Raw genomic sequence first — 23,062 nt, 5'->3', positions numbered from 1 at the left:
AATACCCTCCAAAATAAAAAGACATTGATATGTCCAATGTCTTTTTATTTTGCACTTTAAAAACAAATGTTGTGATTTCTTCTACTTCTTTTCTTGGAAGTTTTTTTGGCTTATCTTTCGGAAATCCGAGTGAAATAACCATATTTATTTGTTTTTCAGGCTCAATTTGTAAATATTGACGCAGTTCATCTTGAGCTAGCAATACTGGCCCTGTCATTGGACAAGTACCAAGTCCCTTTGCATGTGCAGCTAACATTAAGTTTTGTGCCGCTAAACAGCTACTCTTAATCCCTTCTTCTTCCCAAACTGAATCTGGAACAAAAGCAATGGGATCAAATATCTTTTCACGAAACTTTGATTCATATGGTGTTGCCAAGCATACGATTAATACTGGTGCCTCAGAGAAAGCTGTCGCATATGGTCCGAAAGAACGCGTAAGTAATTTCCCTGCTTTCTCTGCTCCATTGTCTGTTGCTTTTGCCGCAAGTTTATGTAAAGCATCCCATGTCATTTGTTCAATTTCTTTAATCTTCTCTCGGTTCATAATGACCAAGAATTCCCACGTTTGTGAGTTCGTATCGCTCGGTGCATAACGAGCACAATCAATTATTTCTTTTATATCATTAGTAGACACTTCTTGTTCTGTGAACTTTCTAACACTTCGTCTTCCGTGAATTACTTCTTTAAAATCTTCATAATTCATACATTAAATCCCCTTTTTACAGCGTTTTCAAATCTTGTCCTACGCTTGAATTATATCATGAAAAAAGCTGGAGGAATACCAGCTTTTTTCTTCAATATTAGTTCATAACTTTAAACAATCTAATACTTTCTTCATATGCCACTTGGAGTTTCTTTGTAATTGGTCCTCTTTCGCCGTTTCCAAACTGTTCATCACCAATTTGAACGACTGGGAATATTTCAAGCGGCGTCGCTGTAAAGAAGCACTCATCAGCCTCATATACTTCTTGTAATGAAAACTCTCGTTCCTCTACTTCGATATGTAACTCTTTCGCTAATGTAATAACATAGTGCCGCGTAATGCCCTGTAGAATGAAATTGTCAGCCGGATGTGTAATCAATTTATTATTTTTCACCATAAAGAAATTCGAATGACACCCTTCAGTCACAATGCCATCTCGTACTAATATTGCTTCTTGATACCCTTGTTCATTTATTTTATTTTTAATCATGATATTTGGTAAAAGATTTAATGATTTTATATGGCAAAACTTCCACCTGATGTCCTCTTCTACCGTTACCTTAATCCCAGCCTTCATTGAAGCAACTGGTCTTGGGAACGAAACAAGATTTGCAAAATATGTCGGTTGTAAATCTGATTCATATACATGATTGCGTGGTTGTGCGCCTCTTGATATTTGTAAATATACATTCCCATCTTCTTGAAATTGATTTTTTTCAATCATTTGATGTAACTCTTCCACTAATTCTTCCTTCGTAAATGGTGGAATTAGTTTTATTTCTGCCATAGAGTTAAAGAATCGTTCCAAATGTAAATCTAATAAATGAGGTTTGCCATCGTATAGTCTAAATACTTCATAAATACCATCACCAAATTGGAAGCCGCGCTCTTCTAATGCGACCATCGGCTGTTCTTCCTTCGTATTAATCATTCTCCCATTAAACAAGATCCACTCTTTATGAGTAGCTTTCATTCTTCCCCACTCCTTTATCACATGATTGATTTTATTGTACAACTTATGTCACCCTTGAAGAAGGAATTTTCTGTATTTTAACAAACAAAAAATACATCACTTCGTAAAAGTGATGTATTTTATCATTTATTTAAGGAAATATTTTTCAATATCATCTAACATAAGGTTCGCAGCTTTAATACCGCCTGCTGTATTCCAGATTACTTCATCTACTTGGAATACTTTATTATTTTTAGAAGCCTGTAGTTGCTTAAAGAGTGGATCTTCTGTCCATTCCTTTGCTAACGAATTTCCTTCATTATTCTTATCTGCATCTTTATCAGACGTGAAATAGAATAAGTAGTCTCCGTCCATATTTGGAATTTGCTCTTTTGTAATTCCTTTTATCGCAAAATCATCTTTATCTTGTAATGGTGGTCGTTTAAATCCAATATCATTTAAAACAACTCCCGAGAATGAGTTTTTTTGATAAATACGAACATCACCTGGTACGAAACGAATAATAGAAACTTTAGAATTCAATTTATCGCCTAACTTCTCTTTCATTCCTTCAATACGTTTTTTATAATCATCAAGAGCTTTTTGCCCTTCTTTTTCTTTATTTACAGCTTTTGTATAAAGCGTAAAGTTTTCTTTCCAATCACCGCGTAATGTTTCTGCATAAACAGTTGGTGCGATTTCTTTTAGCTGATCATATATTTTTTCGTGACGCATTTTATTTCCGATAATTAAATCTGGCTTAAGCTTCATTACTGCTTCTAAATTAATATCACGTTCAGTTCCTACAACTTCCGTATTTTTTAACTCTTTCGCTACATGAGGGTACCATTCATCACCAGCACGTGGTTTCGTAGTCCCCACTGGCGTTACGCCCACAGCTAGGAGAGCCTCTGCACCTTCATTTGTTAAAACAACAACTTTTTTAGGTGTACCATTTACTGTCGTTTCGCCCATTGCATGCTTTACCGTATATGAATCTTTTGCTTTAGCTGATATATCATTTTCTTTTTTCTCTTCTTTACTACATCCTGCAATTACAACCATGAGTATCATAATGCAGAACATAATTAGTTTTTTAGTATGTATCATATGTCCTCCCTAGATGAAATCGATTATCATTAACAATTAAAGATTAATGTATACTACATACATTGTCAATGTATATCAGAAAACTTTTTTAATATATACCATTTCGATTCTATTGGCTTTTCTAATGTTTCTTTTTAACACATAGTGTATAAGTATGAAAATTTATGTTGTTATTACAATGCGTATCTGAGTTATACATAACAAAGATACGCATCCATATTGCATTATCATTTTAATTCCTAATATTGAGTATACTTAATATACGATGGATCATTATATACCCACTGATTTCCACCAAGGTTTAACCAACCATTTTCATTTATATATACTAAATAAGATTCTGGAGGATTTAATTGACGGATAACTGTAGATGTAGTTGATGGACCACTTCTTAAATTTACATTCATCCCTTGTATATATGCAACCCCAATCGGACTTCCATCACTATTGCTTGTCTTTACAAAATTAATGTAAGAAGGATCATTATACACCCATTGTCCATTCCCCAAATCTAACCATCCGTTACTTTCCTGATATACAACGTAAGATTCTGGAGAATTTAATTGACGAATAACTGAGGAAGAAGTTGATGGACCATTTCTTAAATTTACATTTTTCCCAAGGATATAAGCGATTCCCTTCGTTTGAGGTGTCGGTTGTGGGTTAGGAGGTTGTGGATTTGGAGCTACTCCAAAAATAGCCGCTATTCCATTTGCATACGCTTGACTTAGATCTTCAATAAATTGTGAATTCTTTAATAAATTTGCATCAAACGTTGTATCAATAAAGGCAGTCTCAGTTAAAATTGCATCCATTGCGGTTTCTCTTAATACCGCATAATTTTCTTTTTTTGCTCCTCGATCACGAAGACCGTATTTTGTTAATACAGGATTTACTGCTGTATGCATCTTTTGTTGCTTTGCATATGCAGTGCTGCTGTTGGATAACGCATTATAAATATAGCTTTCAAAACCTGTACCCCCGCCGCTATTAATATGAAATGAAATAAAATAATCCGCACCAAAAGCATTAGCAATATTAGCACGTTCCGATAAGGAAATAAACACGTCACTATCACGTGTCATTTTAATTGTAATTGGGTAATTTACCGTTAAAATATCTCGAACGCGTCTAGCAATTTGAAGCGTTAAGTTTTTTTCTACTAAGCCATTACCAACAGCACCAGAATCATATCCACCGTGCCCTGCGTCTATAACAAGTTTCATTTTACTACCCCGCCCCTTTCTTGTAATATGTTAGCATTGCTACTCGTCCTATTTTATGTGAAATGTACAAGTTCTGTTACAATCACAAATAAAAAAACCGCCTTATGTAAGGCGGTTTCTATCATCTTGCTTTAACCAATTTAAAATAAATATATACGATTGATAGTGAATATAACGTATGCAAAATAAAATAAATAAAAGTACTATTCCAACACCACTATAAAGTAAACCGAACTTTAAAAAAACATTCACAAGTGGTGGAAAGTTCATTATATTTTGTAATGTACTAAGCATACAAAATATAATGAAAAAGACAGGGACGTATTGTAATTCATACGGCTTTCTTTTCTTACTCATTCTTTTCCGAATGATTATATGACATAGTTCTGCTACTATAAAGCACCCTCCAATTAATACAAGACCAGAAGTCATTGTCATACATCCACCTGCCTTATATTTATTGTATCGCATAAATAATCATCGTTATATTTTCTTCACATACGCTCCATCTTCTGAAGTAAAGCCAAAACTCTCTATGAAAGAATGCGCTTTTTCTGTCAATTCCTCTTGTAGCACTTTTATTTCTTTCACATTTCTTTGTTTCATCATTTCTTCAAATGTAAAATACGTATTTGTACCATAACCATAACCTTGGTAATCAAAATGAATAATTAGCTGTGATAAAACAGCTCGTTCCTCTTGAACACTATAATCTATTACACCAATATATGTATCATCAACTTTCACACAATACTGTACCTTTTTCTCACCTAAACTATGCGATTTAAACATTTCTTTAACAACGCTTTCATTTTCTACAGTAACTTTCTCAAACGAAATCATATGTTGTCCATCCTTTTACTATTATTGTATCAATAATACTTCCTATTTATGAAAAAAACCTTAAGACCGTATGCGATCTTAAGGTTTTTCTAATTACACTAAGCTATACGCACGTTTTGTTTCTTCATGGAACTTATTCGTATCGTATTTATGCTCAACATAAATTTGGTGCCATACCATAAACGCAAGTACAGTCCAAATTTTACGGCTATAATCGCCTTTATCTGCACAATGTGCTTCCAGTAAGTTTAATACATACTGTTTGTCGATTAAATGCTCTGTTTTACTCTCGTTTATAATATTGATAGCCCAATCATGCATTTCGTCTTTTAACCAGTGACGAATTGGTACTGGGAATCCAAGTTTTTTACGATCTAATACGTGATCTGGAACGATTCCGCGTGCTGCTTCACGTAAAATAGCTTTCGTAGTTCCGTTAGCAATCTTAAGTTCAGTTGGAATTTTAGATGCAACATCGAATACTTCTTTATCTAAGAACGGTACACGAAGTTCTAATGAGTTTGCCATTGTCATTTTATCAGCTTTTAATAAAATGTCACCGCGTAACCATGTGAACATGTCAATGTACTGCATTTTACTTACATCATCATAATCTTTAATCTCGTTATACAATGGTTTCGTGATATCCATATAGTTAACACTTTCATTGTAATACTTCATTAATTCAGCTTTTTCTTCTTCACGGAAGATTTTCGCATTTCCATAGTAACGCTCTTCAATTGGTGTACATCCACGCTCTAGGAAGCTCTTACCTTTAAATCCTTCTTTAAGAGCACCACTCAATGCTTTTAGAACGCTCTTACCTGGGCTAGGAATGTAAGAGAACATTTTTAGTGAGTTTGGCTCACGGTAAATGTTATAACCACCAAATAGCTCGTCTGCGCCTTCACCTGAAAGAACAACTGTTACATGTTTACGTGCTTCTTTAGCAACGAAGTACAATGGTACAGCTGCTGGATCAGCTAAAGGATCATCCATATGCCAAATGATTTTTGGAAACTCATCCATAAATTCTTTCGCTGAAATGAATACGTTATGGTTTTTAACGCCTAATTTCTCAGCAGTTTCTTTTGCAACATCAACTTCACTGAAACCACGTTGCTCAAAACCAACAGAGAATGTTAAAAGATTTGGATTCATTTCTCTTGCGATAGAAGCGATGATAGATGAATCGATACCACCAGATAAGAATGAACCTACTGGTACATCACTACGCATATGCACTTTTACTGAATCATATAGTACATCACGAATTGCTTGGATATGCTCCTCTTTCGTTGCACCTGAAGCATTGAAATAAGGTTTCCAGTAGCGATGGATTTCCATCTCTTTACCGATTTCTTTTACGAAATAATGACCAGGCTCGATTTTATTAACATCAATTGTTAATGTTTCTGGCTCTGGGCCATATTGGTACGTAAAATAATGTTGTAGTGACGTTGGATTAACGCCTTTATCTTCCATCACATGCATAATACTTTTCTTCTCAGATGCGAAAAATGTAGTATCACCTTGCTGTGCGATGTATAGAGGTTTAATACCGAAGTGGTCACGTGCACCGAAAAGTTTCTTCTCTTCACGATCCCAAATCATAAATGCAAACATACCACGAAGGTAGTCTACACATTTTTCTTTCATATGTGCATACAATGCAATGATAACTTCTGTATCAGATTGCGTTGCAAACGTTGCACCTTTTTCAAGTAACATTTCACGTAATTCTACATAGTTGTAAATTTCACCATTAAAAATAATTACATATCGATCATTTTCATAAGTTAGCGGCTGATGTCCTGCCTCTAAGTCAATGATACTTAAACGGCGGAAGCCAAATTGTACATGTTCATCACGAAAATATCCTTCGTCATCTGGACCACGGTGGAAAATCATCGTGTTCATATTTTCAAATTGATGTTTTTCTGTTTCTGAAAACTCTCTAGGGTTTTCACATAAACATCCTACAAAACCACACATACTTCTTACCCTCTTTCGGTTTTCATTCTGTTTCTATACTACTATATCAACCCTATTTATACTAGCATAATCAACTGAATATGGCGACCAAAAACTATAAAAAAATCACTCCATTTCACATTTTTAACAATTTTTTATGAAAACATGAAAACTAGGCACTCACCTTTCTCCGCTTTTGTCATATGATATTGCAAATTGATTTCTAGGAGGGAATACCATGAGTGAAGAAAAAAAAGATTCTTCTCGCCCACCGGTTCGTAATTACTTAAAGCAAATTGATGATTTCTTCGAGCAAACACCTCTTCGCAATGTAATCGCTGATTTAAATCATTTTTTCCAAAAAGGAAACCGTTTATTAACATTCCCTGTAGATTTATATGAAGTTGGTGAAGAACTCGTTGTTACAGCTGAACTACCAGGTATACAAAAAGAGCAAATCCAAATTGAAATACAAAGTGAATACTTAAAAGTTTCTGTAAAAGAAGAGATACTCGAAGAGGAAGAAGAAGAAACATCCCATAACTATTATCGCCGAGAACGTTCCATTTCAGAAGCATCAAGATTAATTAAGTTGCCGTATTCAATTAATAAAAAAGCAGCAAAAGCTTCTTATCAAAACGGCGTATTAGAAATTCGGGCGCCGAAACTTCCCCAACAACATGATATTTTATCCATAGACTAATGCAAAAAAAATAAGGGTGCTTTGCACCCTTATTTTTAATCCACTAATCGCTTCATATCACGTATAATGTCTTCGTATGGCGTATTACTAATGCCACTATACTTTTTCATTACTTTTCCGTTTTGATCAATTAAATAAAATGATGTACCATGCATGACCTGACCGTTCTCCGGCTTATCTACAAGTGATTGGAAATTATCTTTTGAAAACTTTGTAATATCTTCTAACGAATATCCCGTTAATAAATTCCAGTTACTAGTATCCTCTGTAAACTTTTGAATAAAAGCTTTCAGATTTTCTGGTTTATCAAGGTCTGGATCTACACTAAATGAAACAAACTGAACGTCTATCTTCTCTTCTTTTGCCATCTTTTGCAGCTTGGCCATATTTGCAGTCATTGGTGGACAAACTGTTTGACAATTTGTGAACATAAAATCTGCAACCCAAACTTTCCCTTTTAAATCTTTTGTACCAAATTGCTTTCCATCTTGATTTGTAAATTGGAAAGTTTCTAAATCCCAATTTAATGGTTTACGAAGCTTTGAACCTGATCCACTACATCCAGCAAGTACAAAGAGACAAAATACAACCATAAGACCAATTATTTTTTGATAACGCTTCATTTATAAACCTCTTTTCTCTATCCTAAATTTAAATAGGTTATGTTTATAATAACAAAAGTTAACACTACGAGAAAATTGTTTACTACATTTGTTCACGAAATCGTACGAATTTACGTATGTTACTTCTTTATTTCAAGCGAATTACTAGACAAAATATATTTTTTTACTATTATTTCTATAAATAGAAGTGATAAAACTAATTTTATTGTTACTTTTGTAAATATCTTTCCCTATTTTTTAACAATTCCTTAAACATTAATCCATGTTTTACACTGTATTCCTTAACAACATTTCGGTACAATACAAATACAACGATTTTAAATGAGGTGATGTTCATGGCAAAGCGCTATGAAAATATGGATAATGTTAGTACAAAAAAATCAATTCGCTCTTTTTTACGCTGGCGTAAAGAACGAAAGCAAAACAAAAAAGATTTTTCTTTCTTAGTAGAACAATCACCCGTTAAACAAAGTGCATTTTTGCAAAGTAATGTAAAAAAAACGACTGTCACATGGATTGGGCATTCTACTTTTCTTATCCAAACGAATGGACTTAATATATTAACAGATCCAGTTTGGGCCAATAAATTAAAGCTAGTTCCAAGACTTACAGAACCTGGACTCTCTATAGAAGCACTACCTAAAATTGATATTGTCCTTATTTCACATGGTCATTATGATCATTTAGATTTTTCAACTCTTCGTCAGTTGAATGATGATGTTCTATACCTTGTACCTATCGGATTAAAAAAATTATTTACTCGTAAGAAATTTAAACATGTAGAAGAGTATAAATGGTGGGAAAGTACGATAATTAACGAAGTTTCTTTTCACTTCGTACCTGCTCAGCACTGGACGAGAAGATTCTTATTTGATATGAATACGTCTCACTGGGGGGGATGGATTATTGATAATGAAACGACTATGGAAACCATATATTTTTGTGGCGACAGTGGCTATTTCCAAGGTTTCAAAGAAATTGGTGAACGCTTTTTAATTGATATTGCTCTTATGCCCATTGGCGCTTATGAACCAGAATGGTTTATGAAAGTATCTCATGTTTCACCTGAAGAGGCCGTGCAAGCTTATTTAGATTTAAGCGCTACGCATTTTATACCAATGCATTACGGAGCTTTCGCACTCGCCGATGAAACACCTCGTGAAGCAATAACTAGACTTCGAAATAATTGGAATTTGCGCATGTTACCGTGGGAACAACTGCATGTACTCTTTTTAGGTCAAACTTTTATTTATAGTAACGCAACAAATGATAAGCAAATAAACGAAAAAATTGAAACTTTACATGTGTAACGTAACGACTGATTTTCTATATCCAACATATAATATAGAAAATCCTATAATGAAACTTTAATCAGTGGGAGTTTCTTTATCCCCACTGATTATTAACCTTCACCAATCGGGCTTTTACGGACAGCCCGCCACCTAACCTCTTTGCTCCAGCTAAATTTTGAGGTGGGAGTTTTACTGTCCGCAAATAGCGGGATAAAGGGTGTTTTCTATGAATGAATATTTACAGACTCGCTATATCATTAGCGGTAGTGCCTGTATAGCTCTTCTTATTTCTTACTTTCTATTTACATAAAAAAGCTACTTGAAATATATTTTCAAGTAGCTTTTTTATTACTCTGCTAAATACATAAATCCGATTGCACCCGGACCTGTATGAGTACTAATTATAGGCGTTGTATAGAAAATTTCTGATTGAGCAAACCCACTCACTTTTTCAACCGCCACTTTCATACTTTCAGCTAAAGGAATTGCTTTCGCATGCGGAATTGCAACAGCCTTTACAACTTTTCCAGCTGTATCTTGCTCAAATAACTTAGCTAATGTTTTTACAATTTGGCCTTGGCTACGAACTTTCGTTACAGGATTATAAACACCGTCTTCAAGACTAGCAATTGGCTTTATATTAAGCAGCGAACCGATAAACGCTTTTCCTTTACCGATACGTCCACCCTTCACTAAGTTTTCTAATGTATCTACTACTACATATAAACGAGTATTCTTTCTTACTTCATCTACACGTTTTAAAATTTCTTCTAGTGAGCGCCCTTCATTTGCCATTTTTGCAGCTTCAATTACTTGATATGCTAAAGCATGTGTTATAAATTGAGAATCAACAACTGTTACTTTTGTATCGGTCATTGATGCAGCACTATTTGCTGTTGCTACAGTACCACTCATTCCACTTGTCATATGAATGGAAAGTACTTCACTTCCATCTTCACCTAACTTGTCATACATTTCTACAAATGTACCCATTGCTGGTTGCGATGTTTTTGGTAATTCCTCTGATTTAAGCATTTCTTCAATAAATTCATCTGGTTGTAGATCAACGCGATCTAAATATGTTTGTCCATTTACAGAGATTGATAATGGTAGAACATGAATGTCATACTTCTCGATTACTTCTTGTGATAAATCTGCCGTTGAATCTGTTACAATTTTAATTTTTTGCATATTATATTCTTCCCTTTCCAATACGCTCTCCTTGTTATTATACTAGTATTCCCATTGCTTTCAACAATTTGGAACGAAATTTCATCAAATTAATTATATTTTTATATCTAAAATGAAAAAGACAGAGCTCCTAACCCTGTCTCTACTCTATATCATGCATTTTTTTCAAGAGTATTTGTTTTATATACATTTAAATAATCATTCCACTTCAAACAATTTTGTAAATATTCACGGAAAGAATATGAAAATCTTGGATGTTTTTGTTTTTGAATTTTTGCAATAAATAATTGAAGACGAGACTGAATTAGAAACGATAATGGATGCTGCGCCTGTAGGACAGGGATTTCGAATATTTTAATACAATCCCCTGTTGAATGAGTGAAATAAAAACTTTTCGTAATCACAATATCAATCCTCTTTTTCATTGGATTTTTGAACTTCCTCTACTTTGCGTTGTAACACGTTGTTTAAAGTGGAGTAAAATCAGACTTATATGATTTCTGTAGTCCTTATGGCTAGAAGATTTATACTCTATTCATCTCCACCTAATCCATCTTCCCATCCTAAATATCTCCGAGACGGGAATCTCATTATCCATCAATTGTTTAATACATTTAGTATAAGCTTATAAAAGCGCAAAGTTTGTCTAAATTTTGGAGATTCTATAATTTTTTTCTTCTATATATTGTATACGTTTATAGCTATAGTATAACCAATAAATAAAAAAGTGCCTTTATAACGAGGCACTTTTCGACTGCATTTCTTCTCTTTTCTTTTTCCTCTTACTAACAACCTTTGATAAAGCAATACTTACTTCATAAATACAAATAAGCGGCACCGCAACTAAACTATGAGATAAAAAGTCAGGCGGTGATATACAAGATGCAATGATAATCAGTGCTACGTAAGCATATCTTCTTATTTTTATTAAAAATTCCGCCGTAAGTATTCCAATACTAGTTAAAAACATTACAACGACTGGTAATTCAAAAATCACAGCAAATGGAACTGTTAAATTAAGTACAAAATGAAAATACTTTTCTGTCGTAAACATCGTATTAAACATTTCATTACCTATCGTAGTTAAAAAGTGAAATAGAAATGGCATTACAATAAAGTATCCAAAACATAAACCTGCAATAAATAATATAGACAATACCGGTATATACATTATTGTCATCTTTTGTTCATTTGGATGTAAACCCGGTTTTACAAATAACCAAATTTGTATAGCAGCAAAAGGAATTGTACAAACGATAGCAAATACTGTAGCAATCGAGAAAAAAATCCATAATACATCACTTGGACCGAGAACAGTTAATTTCATTGGTAAATCTTTTACAAGCCAAAAATAAATATCCTTTGTAAAAGTAAATCCGATAATTAAAAATAGTACAAAGGATAACACCGTATATATTACTCTTTTTCGAAGCTCAACAATATGTTCTACTACGCTCATTTCCCGATCTTCCAACTCGTTCACCACACTTTATTTATCCATTACAAGGAAAATACATTACATTTTTTCTTTCTTTTCCTTTTCTTGAAATGCGTCATCTGTCAATTCTTTCGTTGATTTTTTAAACTCTTTTAACGTTTCCCCTAAAGCCTTCCCGATTTCCGGCAATTTTTTAGGTCCAAATAAAATGAGTACTGCTACTAAAATTAAAATTAACCCTGGAAAGCCAATATTTGAAAACATTTCCCCATCCCCTTTATTAGTAGTTTCCTTGTCCTACTATTACATAATTTCATTTTGTCAAAAAAGTTTGAAAACGTCAACAAATCCATTGCCTTTTGTCAAAAAAATTCAAAAATATAATCAATTATACAAATTTCATTTTCTATTGCCCTTGTGTATGATATGGTAAGGGAAATGACATATTATTTCATGATAGTAGAAAGGATTTGCATTATGACTGAAAAAATGACACGAATGACCCAATTTGTAAAAGAAGAAATTGCAAATGCAATTACACATGGTATCGGTGCCATTTTAAGCATCCCTGCCTTAATCATATTGATTATTCATGCTTCTAAGCACGGTACCGCATCAGCTGTAGTTGCATTTACTGTTTATGGTGTAAGCATGTTTTTACTGTACTTGTTTTCAACATTGCTACACAGCATCCATCATCCTAAAGTTGAAAAAATATTTACTATTTTAGATCATTCAGCCATTTACTTATTGATTGCTGGCACGTATACTCCTTTTCTACTTATTACACTTCGTGGCCCATTAGGATGGACGTTACTTGCTATTATATGGACACTTGCAATCGGAGGTATCGTCTTCAAAATTTTCTTTGTACGTCGCTTTATAAAGGCATCAACTTTATGTTACATCATTATGGGCTGGCTCATAATCGTTGCCATTAAACCACTTTATGAAAATCTAACTGGACATGGTTTTTCACTACTTTTAGCGGGCGGAATCTTATATTCTGTCGGAGCTATATTCTTCCTTTGGGAAAAGCTACCTTTCAACCATGCCATATGGCACCTGTTCGTTTTAGGTGGTAGTGCGATGATGTTCTTTTGTGTACTCTTTTATGTCTTACCTACAGCATAATAAAAAAGGTTTCAGCTTACTATAAGCTGAAACCTTTTTTATTACTTATGTAATTGTGATGCGATAACTTCCTGTGTATGCTTCGTTAATTCTTTAATATCCATATTCGCATAATCTTCAGGTGTAATCGGCTTAGAAATTGTTACTGTTGCATGAGCTGGCTTCATACGATTTCCATTCGCTTCAAACATCTTATATGTACCATCTAACGTTACAGGTAAAATTGCTACACCTGACTTTACTGCAAGATGAAAACTACCAGCCTTAAACTCTCCAACTTCGCCACCCTTACTTCTTGTCCCTTCTGGGAAAATTACGATAGAATGTCCATTCTTTAATAGCTCGATTCCATCTTTAATTGCTTTAAGAGATTGACGACGATCGCTACGATCCATAAATACACAATTCATGAGTTCCATCCAAGTTGGTACAACTGGGAACTTTTTAATTTCTGCTTTTGACACGAATCCAATTGGTTTATTTAAGTAACCTAGTAAAACAGGGATATCCATATTACTTTGGTGATTACTTACAACTAGTACTGGCTTGTCTTTCGGAACATTTTCAAGCCCTTTAACTTCTACTGTCCCTCCAGCTACACGTACCATTTTCTTACCAAACCAATTTGTCGTTTTGTACACAGCATTATCTTTTTCTTTTGGCGCCATCGTATTTACTTGTCTTTTAAGACGCCACATTCTCGGTGTAATCGCAATTACGATTAAAATTAAATAAAAGATTTTAAAAAACGTTTGAATCATACAGAACCCCCACCTATTATCATTCCGACCTTCATTATACTAGACAAACGAAGGAAAAAGAAGAAAAAAAGTCCAAACATCAAGTGTTTGGACTTTTTAAGGCATTCTATATTAGAAACGTTTTGCTAATTCACGAGCATTAGCAATTGCTGCTTCTTTAATTTCTTGTGCTTTTTCAGGGTTTGCATTCATACCTTCAACTGCAATATATTCAGTTTCATTTACTCCGACAAATCCTAATACAGTTTTTAAGTGATTGCGACCGAAGTCTACAGCTGCGTATGCTCCTTCAGAATATACGCCACCTGTTGCTTGAATGTGAAGTGCTTTTTTACCTTCTAATAAGCCAACTGGACCATTTTCAGTATATTTGAATGTTTTACCTGCGATTGCTACGTTATCTAAGTATGCTTTTACTACTGGTGGATAGCTAAAGTTCCACATTGGAGTTACGAATACATAACGATCTGCATGCATAAATGTTTCTAAGTTTGTGTTCATTGCTGCTACTTTTTGTTGTTGAACTTCAGTTAAAGTTTCAAAGCCTTCACCTGCTGCAAATTTCCCCCAAGCAGCAAATACATCTGCATCGATTGCTGGTACAGTAGTATTGAATAGATCAATTGTTACAACTTCGTCTTGTGGATGCTCGTTTTTATAAGCCTCGATGAAAGCTTCCCCTACTGCCATTCCGAAAGAACCTTCTGCTGAATTTGGATTTGCTGTGATAAATAGTACTTTTGTCATTGTATTCTCTCCCTTTTTCTCTTTATCTTTAATTCAAGATTTATTTTTTAAAAGTTAATAACTTACCTTATGTAAGTATAATACAAAAAGTTTTAATCAATGTCAATAAAAAATAGCTACTTTTTTTCGTAAGTTAATGATTTATTTTGTTTCTTTAAAATTTAGTATGCAGATATTAAGACTCCTCATACAAAAAGGCTATCTCTATAATTTATAGAGATAGCCTTTTATTACATATTATTTTTGAAAAACATGTTTCACTTTTTCAGCTGGAATGTTACTTCCACCTCTACCTTTTACATCTTCAATCATCATTGTAATGACCATATCTGGTGAATTTAAATCAAATGCAGCGAACCAGCCTAGTTCTTTTCCTTCGGCCTCTTTGGATACTTTTAATTCCGCTGTACCTGTTTTTCCAGCAAGAGTCATTCCATCAATTTTAGCAATTTTCCCTGTACCATCCGGATCATTAATTACTTTCGTCATAGCAGTTTTTAATATATCCTGATTTCCTTTAGAAATTACATTTTCTTTCCAAGCTTTTGGTTGTTTATCTGTTTTAATAATATACGGTGATGGAATCGTTCCATTATTTACAATTGGCGCATACGTTAAAGCTAAATGAAGAGGAGTCATTAATACTTGCCCTTGTCCATATCCTGTATCTGCCATTTGAATATCATTTTTAATACCGTCATTTGCAATTTTAGAAGCAGGGAATCCATATTCAATTGGTAATTTTTCATCGAATCCGAATTTTTTCGCTTCACTCATAAACTTGTCTTTTCCAATTTTCAATGCTTCTTGTGCGAAGTAAATATTATCCGAGTATTTCATCGCCTTATCAAAATCAATCGGATTTGCATCTTTCACACGCGTTACATAATAATTACCCCAAGAAGAATCTTTTGTCCATTTTAATCCTTCAATTTTTAACTCTTCTTTTGGATCGATCGTTTTCGTTTCAAGACCAATTGCAGCTGTAATTGGTTTAAATACAGAACCTGGTACCGATAATTGTGTAAAGCGATTCGTCATCGGCTTTTTCGGATCATTATTCCAAGCTTCGCGTTGTGCTTTTGATGTTCCTCGTGCAATTAAATTCGGATCATATGCTGGACTACTTACTAGTGCAATTGTTTCTCCACTTTTCGGATTAATTGCTGCACTTGAACCAGCTTCGCCCTTCATTTCATTGTACGTTTTTTCTTGAACAGCACTATCAATAGTTAAAGTTACGTTTTCTCCATCAACAGCATCTGTTTTTGCCAAGTTTTTAATTTCTTTTCCTTGTGCATCTTCTACAAAGACACGGCCACCTTTTTTACCGCGTAGCTTTTCCTCTAATACTTGCTCTAAACCAGCTTTACCAACTGGATCATCAGCTTGATAGCCTTTCTTTTGAAGCGTTTTTAAATCTTCAGCATTTACCTTTCCGATATAACCAGTTAGATGAGCTGCCGCTTCCCCTAATGGATATGTACGAACATTTACAGGTTTTGTTGAAACACCTGCTAAATCAATATACGTATTTTGCGTTGCCCCTTCGGGCAAAATTCCAATTGGTACGAGATACCCTGGTTTTACCCATTTAGCAGCTAATTTTTGATCAATTTCTTCTACAGTCATATTTAACAACTTCGCTACTGTCTCTTTCGTTTGCGGAGCAGTATCGTCTAATTTTTCTGGAACTATTCCAATTTCAGAAGCTTTCCCATTCGTTGCAAGACCTTTTCCATTACGATCGTATATTTCACCACGTTTTGGCTGTGTTGTCTGCATACGCACTTTACTATCTTTCGTCATGCCTGGGAAAATAAAATCAGGAGTCCAATCTATTTTCCAAGATTCTTTATCTCCATCTTTTTCTTTCACCATTTTTGCTTCATGACCAAATGTAATTTTACCACCAACTGTATCCATGCTTACTTTAAAAGGAACAGGGCCTTCATCTTTTTTATCTTCTTTTACTTCCCCTGTTTCTACCTTTAAGTCTTTCACTTCGATACCAGAATAAATCTTTTCATATTTCTCAGTAAACTCTTTCTTTGAAATATCTTTTTTTGCATTTTTTGATAGTTGATCATACATATCTGCAAATTTTTGTTTATTCCACGCTTTTACATATGTATCAAACGCTTCTTGTGGTTTTTCTTCTTTACCACATCCAACTAACATGAATGTTAAGCAAAGAAAAAGAATCCCCCATATCTTTCTCAATCGATTCTCCTCCTCTTTCTATATTAGTACTTTTGAAAATTTTAGCATTTTTACATGCTACCTATCATTATAGCACTATCGAATCTCATCTATAAACTTATATTGGTGAATATAAATAAAAAGATTGATGCGAATTCTCACATCAATCTTTTTTATTATTGTTGTTTCTCATATACATGGTAATAATACGTATACGGGTTTTTTTCATCCGTTAAACCTTTTTCCACAAAAATCTCTTTCCAATTTGTCATATCCATTTCTGGGAAGAATGTATCTCCTTCAAATGCATAATGGATTTTTGTTATATACAATTTGTCTACATAAGGTAAAAAGAGATCATAAATTTGCGCCCCACCAAAAATAAAAATCTCTTCTTCATTTTTACATAGTTCAAATACTTCTTCTACAGAATGAACAACTTCACATCCTTCAACGTGATATCCTTCATTACGAGTTACAATAATATTCCGTCTTCCAGGCAGCGGTCTACCAATCGCTTCATAGTTCTTTCTTCCCATAATAAGCGGGTGACCCATCGTTGTTTTCTTCACGTATTGTAATTCACTCGGTAAACGCCAAGGTAAATTATTATCTTTACCAATTACTCTATTTTCGTCCATTGCGACCATAAATGAAACAATCATTTTTTTCATCTCCTCTACAATTATACTGCAACCGGTGCTTTAATTGCTGGATGCGGATCGTATCCTTCAATCGTTAAATCTTCCATTTCAAAATCGAAAACAGATTTCACATCTGGATTTAATGTAAGTTTTGGGAACGGACGTGGTTCACGTGCCAATTGCTTTTCTACTTGTTCAAAATGATTTGTATAAATGTGTGCATCTCCAATTGTATGAACAAATTCTCCTACTTCAAGACCACATTCATGTGCAATTAAATGTGTTAGTAGTGAATAACTTGCAATGTTAAATGGAATTCCAAGGAATATGTCACCACTTCTTTGATATAGCTGACAAGAAAGTTTTCCGTCCGCTACATAAAACTGGAATAATGTATGACAAGGCGGTAATGCCATACTCGGTACGTCTTCAGGATTCCAAGCAGAAACGATTAAACGACGTGAGTCTGGTGTTTTTTTAATCATTTCAATTACATCTTTTAATTGATCAAGTGTCTCACCGGCTGTCGTTTTCCAAGCACGCCACTGTTTACCGTATACGTCTCCTAAATAACCATATTTATTTGAGAAATCATCATCTTCTAAAACGTTCTTTTTAAACAATTCCATTTGCTCATCGTACTGTACTTTAAATTCTTCATCTTGTTGTGAGCGAAGACCGAAATCGGTCATATCAGGCCCAGTATACTCGTCACTTTCCACCCAGCTCTTAAATGCCCATTCATTCCAAATATTATTATTATGCTGCAATAAATAGCGAATATTTGTATCACCTTTCATAAACCAAAGCAGTTCACTTGCTACAAGGCGAAATGGTACTCTTTTTGTCGTTAATAAAGGAAATCCTTTACTCAAATCAAAACGCATTTGATATCCAAATACAGATACAGTTCCTGTCCCTGTACGATCTTCTTTCTTCGTACCATGTTCCATTACATGGCGGCATAAATTTAAGTATTCATTTTCAGCATGTTTCATATGTAGGAAAACCTTCTTTCAATCGTATATGCAATTTATCATAACATGAAAAATGGTAAAGTTAATAATCCTAATTAATAAAATTTCTTGCACTAATTCTTACAAAATTATTAACTTTCCAAATTTAAAAAGGTTTTCATTTTCTATTACCGAAAGTATAGTGCGGTAGAACAAAATTTATATTTGGAGGTTAGAAGTATGTCTAAAATTGGAACGCCTGTTATGACTTCTTTACAAACAACGGTTGAAAAAATGATGAAGGATTTAAATGTTCCTGGTGCTGCTGTCGCTGTAATAAAAGACGGTGAAGTTATTATTTCAGAAGGTTTCGGCTATCGTAATATAGAAACAAAAGAGGCTGTTACACCGCATACTCGATTCGCAATCGGTTCTTCAACGAAAGCTTTTGGCACACTTTCATTAAGTTTGTTAGCACAACAACAAAAATTTAATTGGGATAGTCCTGTCCAGTCTTATATACCTAACTTCTCTTTATCTGAAGTACTTGCTAGCTCACAAGTTACCGGACGAGATTTAGCTTCTCATCGAACCGGTGTAAGCCGTCATGAGGCTCTTTGGTATAGCTCTTCCTTATCTCGAAAAAATCTCGTTGAAAAAATAAAACATTTACCACTTGATGCGCCGTTCCGAACAGCGTTTCTATATAACAACTTAATGTATGCAACAATTAGCTACATTGTTGAAAACATTACAAATCAAACGTGGGAGCAATACACTACAGAACATATTTTAGAACCTTTAAATATGAGACATACAAACTTCTCTGTTAACGATTCACAAACTACAGATGATTACGCTTTACCTTACATTGAAAATGACGGTGAAATAAAAGCAGTTCCATTCCGTAACATCGATACAGTTGGCGCTGCTGGGTGTATTAATTCCACAATTGAAGATATGGCAAATTGGGTACTTCTCCACTTAAATGAAGGAAAATTTGGAGATCATGAATTAATCTCCTCTGAATTATTACAACAAATGTATACACCACACAATTCAATTCCAGACCAACCGGTTTTATCACTCCCTGAATCTCCATTAAATAGTTACGGTCTTGGTTGGTTTATTAGCGCTTACCGTGGTAATAAGGTAATTCATCATGGCGGTAATATTGATGGGTTTTCAGCACTTGTTTCATTCATACCAACAGAAAACATAGGCCTTGTCATTTTAACGAATGCTGGAGGAACATTACTTCCTACTTATCTCGCTAATCAAATTTATGACGAACTACTTGAATTAGAATCCATTGATTGGCATAAACGTGCTGTAGAAGATACTGAGAAAATGAAGGAAATGATGAAAGAAGCAACTGAATCGCTTCCTGAACAAATTAAAGGGACTACACCTTCTCACAAGTTAGAGGATTATACTGGTACTTTTGAACATCCTGCATACGGAACATTACAAGTATACAAACAAGATGATTCGTTATTTGTACAATTTATGGAGATGGAGGTTCAATTGCACCATCATCACTACGACATCTTCTCTGCAAAAATTGACTTATTCCAAATGAAAATGAGTTTATTATTCGCTTATGAAATGAATGTGAGTGGTGAATTCCCATCTCTTCAGTTACATGTGCCAGCTATGTTAAGTACTCAGCCGCTTACATTTAAGAAAATTAAATAAGTATTTTGATGGTAAAAAATAAAGGTAGGTGCGAATCACACCTACCTTTTCTATTTCATATCAATCTTATCTGGTTGAAACCAAATCGGCTTCGATAATTCAAAGTTTTTATGATCTTCCAATACAATATGAAGACGCTCTAACGTATCATCCAACATATGCGGTGCTGCTCGTAATGTCCAGACAACTGATGAGAAAACTGTCATGCCAACGTACACCGCATATAATTTCCAGAACTCCTCTGGTATTCTCTCATTAAAGTATCCTTCTATTTGTCCGATTGAATATGGAATACTAATGTCTCTTGCAAATAATGCAATTTTTACGAAATCATGCAGTGGGTCGCCCCAGTCATAACCATTGAAATCAACTACACCTACATATTTCCCATCCCGTACAATTATATTTTCTAAATGAAAATCATCGTGTTGAAATCGATTTGGGCGATCCTTTACATACATTTCATTTTCATCTATAAACTTAATAATTTTATCATCATTTTCAATTTTAATTCCGCATGTTTTATACGCCTCTAAATATTTCCTATGTTTTTTCATTGCTCTTTCATACCACGGAAGTATATTCTTAGGAGCTTCAAGTGTATGCATTTTCACTAAATCTTTTCCTGCCTCTATGCCAATATCATATTGTTCTTTTGGTGAATACGTAGACAATAGTCTCTTCGCATCTTCCCCTTCTAAATATGAAAAAATACTATAGCATACACCTTCTGCTTCCAATATACCTATTTCAATTGGCCTTTGTGCCTGTACGTTACGTTTTACCATTTCATTTAAAATTTGAAACTCTATTTTCTTTCTTTCATACTCTTTTATATCGCCTGTCCGAAATAAATATTTTTCATTATTTGCATTCGTAATTACATATTTCTTATCTGGAGAGAAACCTTTAGAAATTTCTTCAATATTCGCTGCATCTTTTACAATTTGTATATTGTTTTGCTGCGCTGTAATTATCTTCATATCTATTCCCCTTACATTTCTGCATTTGGTGTATAGGCTACTTCTACAATAAACCCATTCGGATCGTAAAAATCAATCGTATAGTACCCTTCTGAATAATGATTCATTTCAATTGGACCACGTATTACCTTCACTTTCGTACTAGAAAGAAAATCTGCTACTTCATCAACTACTTCTCTATGAATAGCTTGATAACAAATATGTCTAGGCCCTAACGTCCTTACGATTTCCTCATCTACTTCTTTAAAGTATATTTCACTTTCTCCCGTGCTATATGCTACTTCATTTAACTTTCTCCATCCAATTATGAAAAACAACTTATTATAAAAAGAAATGGACTCCTCTAAATTTGCTACCCAAAATTCAATATGATGAATGCCTGCTCGCAGTGTATTCATATTAAGAATACGCTCCTTGTACTACTTCCACAATTTCCATCGGCTTATGAACCATGTAATCTGGTGCATCTTTTTTCACTGTTTCAATGACATCATATCCCCAAGATACCCAAATTACGTTCACTCCAGCCTTTTTACACGCTGCTACATCTCGCTGTTCATCACCAACGTATAACATATCTTTCTCTGTTATTTTTTTCGATTTTAAAAATCTTTTTATCATTTTATCTTTACCAAACAGATTTTTAGAACAATACACTTCTTGTATATTTTCTATATCATTCTTGTGTAAAAATGCCCGAATATGCTCTTCTGAGTTAGATGATATAACCGCAATACCGTATCCTTTTTTATATAGTTCATCTAATACATCCTTCATCCCATGAAATAAAACAAGATCCTTTATAGCAGGCTGATATAATTTATAAAACTCCAACGCTAATATCGGTAATTTATACAGTGGTACATCGAGTTGTTTACATCTCTCTGGCATCGTTAATTTACGTAAATGTTCAATTTCTTCTTCCTTTACCGTTTTATATCCGTGCTTTTCAGCAATTTGATTATAAATTGGTACAAATATATTTTGCGAATCTACTAATGTGCCATCAAAGTCAAAAACAATGTATTTTTGCATCTCCATACTCCTTTTACTTCTTTTTTCTAAACCTATGTTATTCAACAACATAGTTGTCTGTCCCTTCTATAAACATAAAAAAGAACAAGATTTTCTCTTGTTCTTTTTAAGACAACCATTTCGGCGGTACATTCGTATTCCAATAAATATTTCCTAACTCATGATGTCCAGAGTATCCATCATCAAAACGGTGATAATGGAAATTAAAATAATAACCATCTTGCGGCGGATGATCTCTTCTTACATGGAAACGCAATAAATCATTTCCTGATTTCGTATCATAGACGTGAAAAATCTTTTCATTATTTCCACCAGCTGGTTTTTGAGAAATCGCTAATGATTGTAGTGAGTCTTCTGGTACATCACTAGCAAGCTCAGCAATTGCCTCTTCAATTTTCGGTAATATTACATCTTTAAATTCATCTTCAATTACTGGACCAATTTTAGTACCAAACTTTTGCATCGACTGCTTCTCTGCTTCTTGCATTGCATAAGTAATAAAAGTATCGGTGGTTAACCTGTCATTCGTTTCTTCATATGTATAGGACGTGCTCTCCAAACTTTGTTGCCCAGCTGTGCTCGTAGGCTTGTCCGCAGCTTTGGCATTATCAAGCAATATGGAAGGAGGCGTCACTAAACCAAATGTAAATACGGTAATTAATGCGACTAAGGTTTTTCTAAACCAATTTGGCATTTATGTTCCCTCCCCTTTCACTCATTATTTTTTATATAACGGTGGTTTCTTCTATTATACAAAATGATTATAATTTTTGCACTTTACAATTTTGTTAACGTTCACATATTTTTCACTTGAATATGAAATTGTAAGATTTCATACAATATTAAT

At 34.0% G+C, this 23,062-nt stretch carries 24 protein-coding genes and 1 pseudogene; 4 read left to right on the top strand and 21 right to left on the bottom strand.

Features of this window, described 5'->3' with window-relative positions; all coding sequences use genetic code 11:
• Positions 1-58 precede the first annotated feature (58 nt).
• The 7 genes and pseudogenes from JFU02_RS30565 to asnB form a co-directional block, all read right to left on the bottom strand.
• Positions 59-703: pseudogene (locus JFU02_RS30565) on the bottom strand (nitroreductase family protein); the annotation flags it as partial.
• A 97-nt stretch (positions 704-800) separates the two neighbouring features.
• Positions 801-1,676: a D-amino-acid transaminase gene (gene dat, locus JFU02_RS30560; RefSeq protein ID WP_000648395.1), complete on the bottom strand. Its 876-nt coding sequence runs from the start codon at positions 1,674-1,676 to the stop codon at positions 801-803.
• Positions 1,677-1,802: 126 nt separating this feature from the next.
• Positions 1,803-2,765, bottom strand: a complete 963-nt coding sequence (locus JFU02_RS30555) for an ABC transporter substrate-binding protein (protein ID WP_000581983.1) — start codon at positions 2,763-2,765, stop codon at positions 1,803-1,805.
• A 239-nt stretch (positions 2,766-3,004) separates the two neighbouring features.
• Positions 3,005-3,991, bottom strand: a complete 987-nt coding sequence (locus JFU02_RS30550) for an N-acetylmuramoyl-L-alanine amidase (RefSeq protein ID WP_097960466.1) — start codon at positions 3,989-3,991, stop codon at positions 3,005-3,007.
• A 102-nt stretch (positions 3,992-4,093) separates the two neighbouring features.
• Positions 4,094-4,423, bottom strand: a complete 330-nt coding sequence (locus tag JFU02_RS30545) for a hypothetical protein (RefSeq protein ID WP_000200463.1) — start codon at positions 4,421-4,423, stop codon at positions 4,094-4,096.
• A 51-nt stretch (positions 4,424-4,474) separates the two neighbouring features.
• Positions 4,475-4,834, bottom strand: coding sequence for a GNAT family N-acetyltransferase (locus JFU02_RS30540; protein ID WP_000622687.1), 360 nt, complete (start codon positions 4,832-4,834; stop codon positions 4,475-4,477).
• A 93-nt stretch (positions 4,835-4,927) separates the two neighbouring features.
• On the bottom strand, positions 4,928-6,829 hold the full coding sequence (asnB, locus tag JFU02_RS30535; protein WP_000333814.1) for an asparagine synthase (glutamine-hydrolyzing): 1,902 nt from the start codon (positions 6,827-6,829) through the stop codon (positions 4,928-4,930).
• A gap of 217 nt (positions 6,830-7,046) precedes the next feature.
• Between asnB and JFU02_RS30530 the strand changes: the two genes are divergently transcribed.
• Positions 7,047-7,511 carry an Hsp20/alpha crystallin family protein gene (locus JFU02_RS30530; RefSeq protein WP_001288084.1) on the top strand — a complete coding sequence of 155 codons (465 nt, stop codon included), beginning with the start codon at positions 7,047-7,049 and terminating at the stop codon, positions 7,509-7,511.
• Positions 7,512-7,546: 35 nt separating this feature from the next.
• On the opposite strand, the gene JFU02_RS30525 is transcribed toward JFU02_RS30530, so the two are convergent.
• Positions 7,547-8,134, bottom strand: a complete 588-nt coding sequence (locus JFU02_RS30525) for an SCO family protein (protein WP_000833341.1) — start codon at positions 8,132-8,134, stop codon at positions 7,547-7,549.
• A gap of 335 nt (positions 8,135-8,469) precedes the next feature.
• Between JFU02_RS30525 and JFU02_RS30520 the strand changes: the two genes are divergently transcribed.
• Entirely contained in the window at positions 8,470-9,444 is a 975-nt protein-coding gene (locus JFU02_RS30520; RefSeq protein WP_001129638.1) for an MBL fold metallo-hydrolase, read from the top strand.
• A 330-nt stretch (positions 9,445-9,774) separates the two neighbouring features.
• Here the strand turns inward: JFU02_RS30520 and JFU02_RS30515 are convergent, their stop codons facing one another.
• The 4 genes from JFU02_RS30515 to JFU02_RS30500 form a co-directional block, all read right to left on the bottom strand.
• Positions 9,775-10,617: a DegV family protein gene (locus tag JFU02_RS30515; protein ID WP_042973291.1), complete on the bottom strand. Its 843-nt coding sequence runs from the start codon at positions 10,615-10,617 to the stop codon at positions 9,775-9,777.
• A gap of 152 nt (positions 10,618-10,769) precedes the next feature.
• On the bottom strand, positions 10,770-11,021 hold the full coding sequence (locus JFU02_RS30510) for a DUF2535 family protein (protein WP_000629012.1): 252 nt from the start codon (positions 11,019-11,021) through the stop codon (positions 10,770-10,772).
• Between the two features lie 329 nt (positions 11,022-11,350).
• Entirely contained in the window at positions 11,351-12,076 is a 726-nt protein-coding gene (gene tatC, locus JFU02_RS30505) for a twin-arginine translocase subunit TatC (protein WP_000117643.1), read from the bottom strand.
• A gap of 57 nt (positions 12,077-12,133) precedes the next feature.
• Complete coding sequence (locus JFU02_RS30500) at positions 12,134-12,319, bottom strand: twin-arginine translocase TatA/TatE family subunit (RefSeq protein ID WP_000492443.1); 186 nt, start codon at positions 12,317-12,319, stop codon at positions 12,134-12,136.
• A 213-nt stretch (positions 12,320-12,532) separates the two neighbouring features.
• Between JFU02_RS30500 and trhA the strand changes: the two genes are divergently transcribed.
• The gene (gene trhA / locus JFU02_RS30495) at positions 12,533-13,189 is read left to right on the top strand and encodes a PAQR family membrane homeostasis protein TrhA (RefSeq protein WP_000136889.1); all 657 of its coding nucleotides are present in this window, start codon (positions 12,533-12,535) and stop codon (positions 13,187-13,189) included.
• A 41-nt stretch (positions 13,190-13,230) separates the two neighbouring features.
• Here trhA and JFU02_RS30490 read toward each other — a convergent pair whose 3' ends face one another.
• From JFU02_RS30490 to JFU02_RS30470, 5 genes are all read right to left on the bottom strand, one after another.
• On the bottom strand, positions 13,231-13,950 hold the full coding sequence (locus JFU02_RS30490; RefSeq protein WP_000616579.1) for a lysophospholipid acyltransferase family protein: 720 nt from the start codon (positions 13,948-13,950) through the stop codon (positions 13,231-13,233).
• 111 nt (positions 13,951-14,061) lie between these two features.
• Positions 14,062-14,697: an FMN-dependent NADH-azoreductase gene (locus JFU02_RS30485; protein ID WP_061665975.1), complete on the bottom strand. Its 636-nt coding sequence runs from the start codon at positions 14,695-14,697 to the stop codon at positions 14,062-14,064.
• 237 nt (positions 14,698-14,934) lie between these two features.
• Positions 14,935-16,920, bottom strand: coding sequence for a penicillin-binding protein 3 (pbpC, locus tag JFU02_RS30480; protein ID WP_097888585.1), 1,986 nt, complete (start codon positions 16,918-16,920; stop codon positions 14,935-14,937).
• 155 nt (positions 16,921-17,075) lie between these two features.
• The gene (locus JFU02_RS30475; RefSeq protein ID WP_000637207.1) at positions 17,076-17,564 is read right to left on the bottom strand and encodes a dihydrofolate reductase; all 489 of its coding nucleotides are present in this window, start codon (positions 17,562-17,564) and stop codon (positions 17,076-17,078) included.
• Between the two features lie 20 nt (positions 17,565-17,584).
• Positions 17,585-18,541 carry a thymidylate synthase gene (locus JFU02_RS30470; protein WP_000679600.1) on the bottom strand — a complete coding sequence of 319 codons (957 nt, stop codon included), beginning with the start codon at positions 18,539-18,541 and terminating at the stop codon, positions 17,585-17,587.
• Between the two features lie 198 nt (positions 18,542-18,739).
• Here JFU02_RS30470 and JFU02_RS30465 point away from each other — a divergent pair, with 198 nt between their 5' ends.
• Positions 18,740-20,197, top strand: a complete 1,458-nt coding sequence (locus tag JFU02_RS30465; RefSeq protein ID WP_000034532.1) for a serine hydrolase — start codon at positions 18,740-18,742, stop codon at positions 20,195-20,197.
• 50 nt (positions 20,198-20,247) lie between these two features.
• Here JFU02_RS30465 and JFU02_RS30460 read toward each other — a convergent pair whose 3' ends face one another.
• The 4 genes from JFU02_RS30460 to JFU02_RS30445 form a co-directional block, all read right to left on the bottom strand.
• Positions 20,248-21,180, bottom strand: a complete 933-nt coding sequence (locus JFU02_RS30460; protein ID WP_201072078.1) for an aminoglycoside phosphotransferase family protein — start codon at positions 21,178-21,180, stop codon at positions 20,248-20,250.
• Positions 21,181-21,191: 11 nt separating this feature from the next.
• A complete protein-coding gene (locus JFU02_RS30455; protein ID WP_001094661.1) occupies positions 21,192-21,578 on the bottom strand; it encodes a VOC family protein in 387 nt (128 codons plus the stop codon).
• A gap of 1 nt (position 21,579) precedes the next feature.
• On the bottom strand, positions 21,580-22,215 hold the full coding sequence (locus JFU02_RS30450; protein WP_042973285.1) for an HAD family hydrolase: 636 nt from the start codon (positions 22,213-22,215) through the stop codon (positions 21,580-21,582).
• 106 nt (positions 22,216-22,321) lie between these two features.
• On the bottom strand, positions 22,322-22,909 hold the full coding sequence (locus JFU02_RS30445; RefSeq protein WP_001134421.1) for a YpjP family protein: 588 nt from the start codon (positions 22,907-22,909) through the stop codon (positions 22,322-22,324).
• Positions 22,910-23,062: the final 153 nt, after the last annotated feature.

It is taken from the genome of Bacillus sp. TH13 (assembly GCF_016651175.1).
Lineage (GTDB): Bacteria > Bacillota > Bacilli > Bacillales > Bacillaceae_G > Bacillus_A > Bacillus_A thuringiensis_S.
This window is presented reverse-complemented; position numbering and strand designations above follow the sequence as displayed.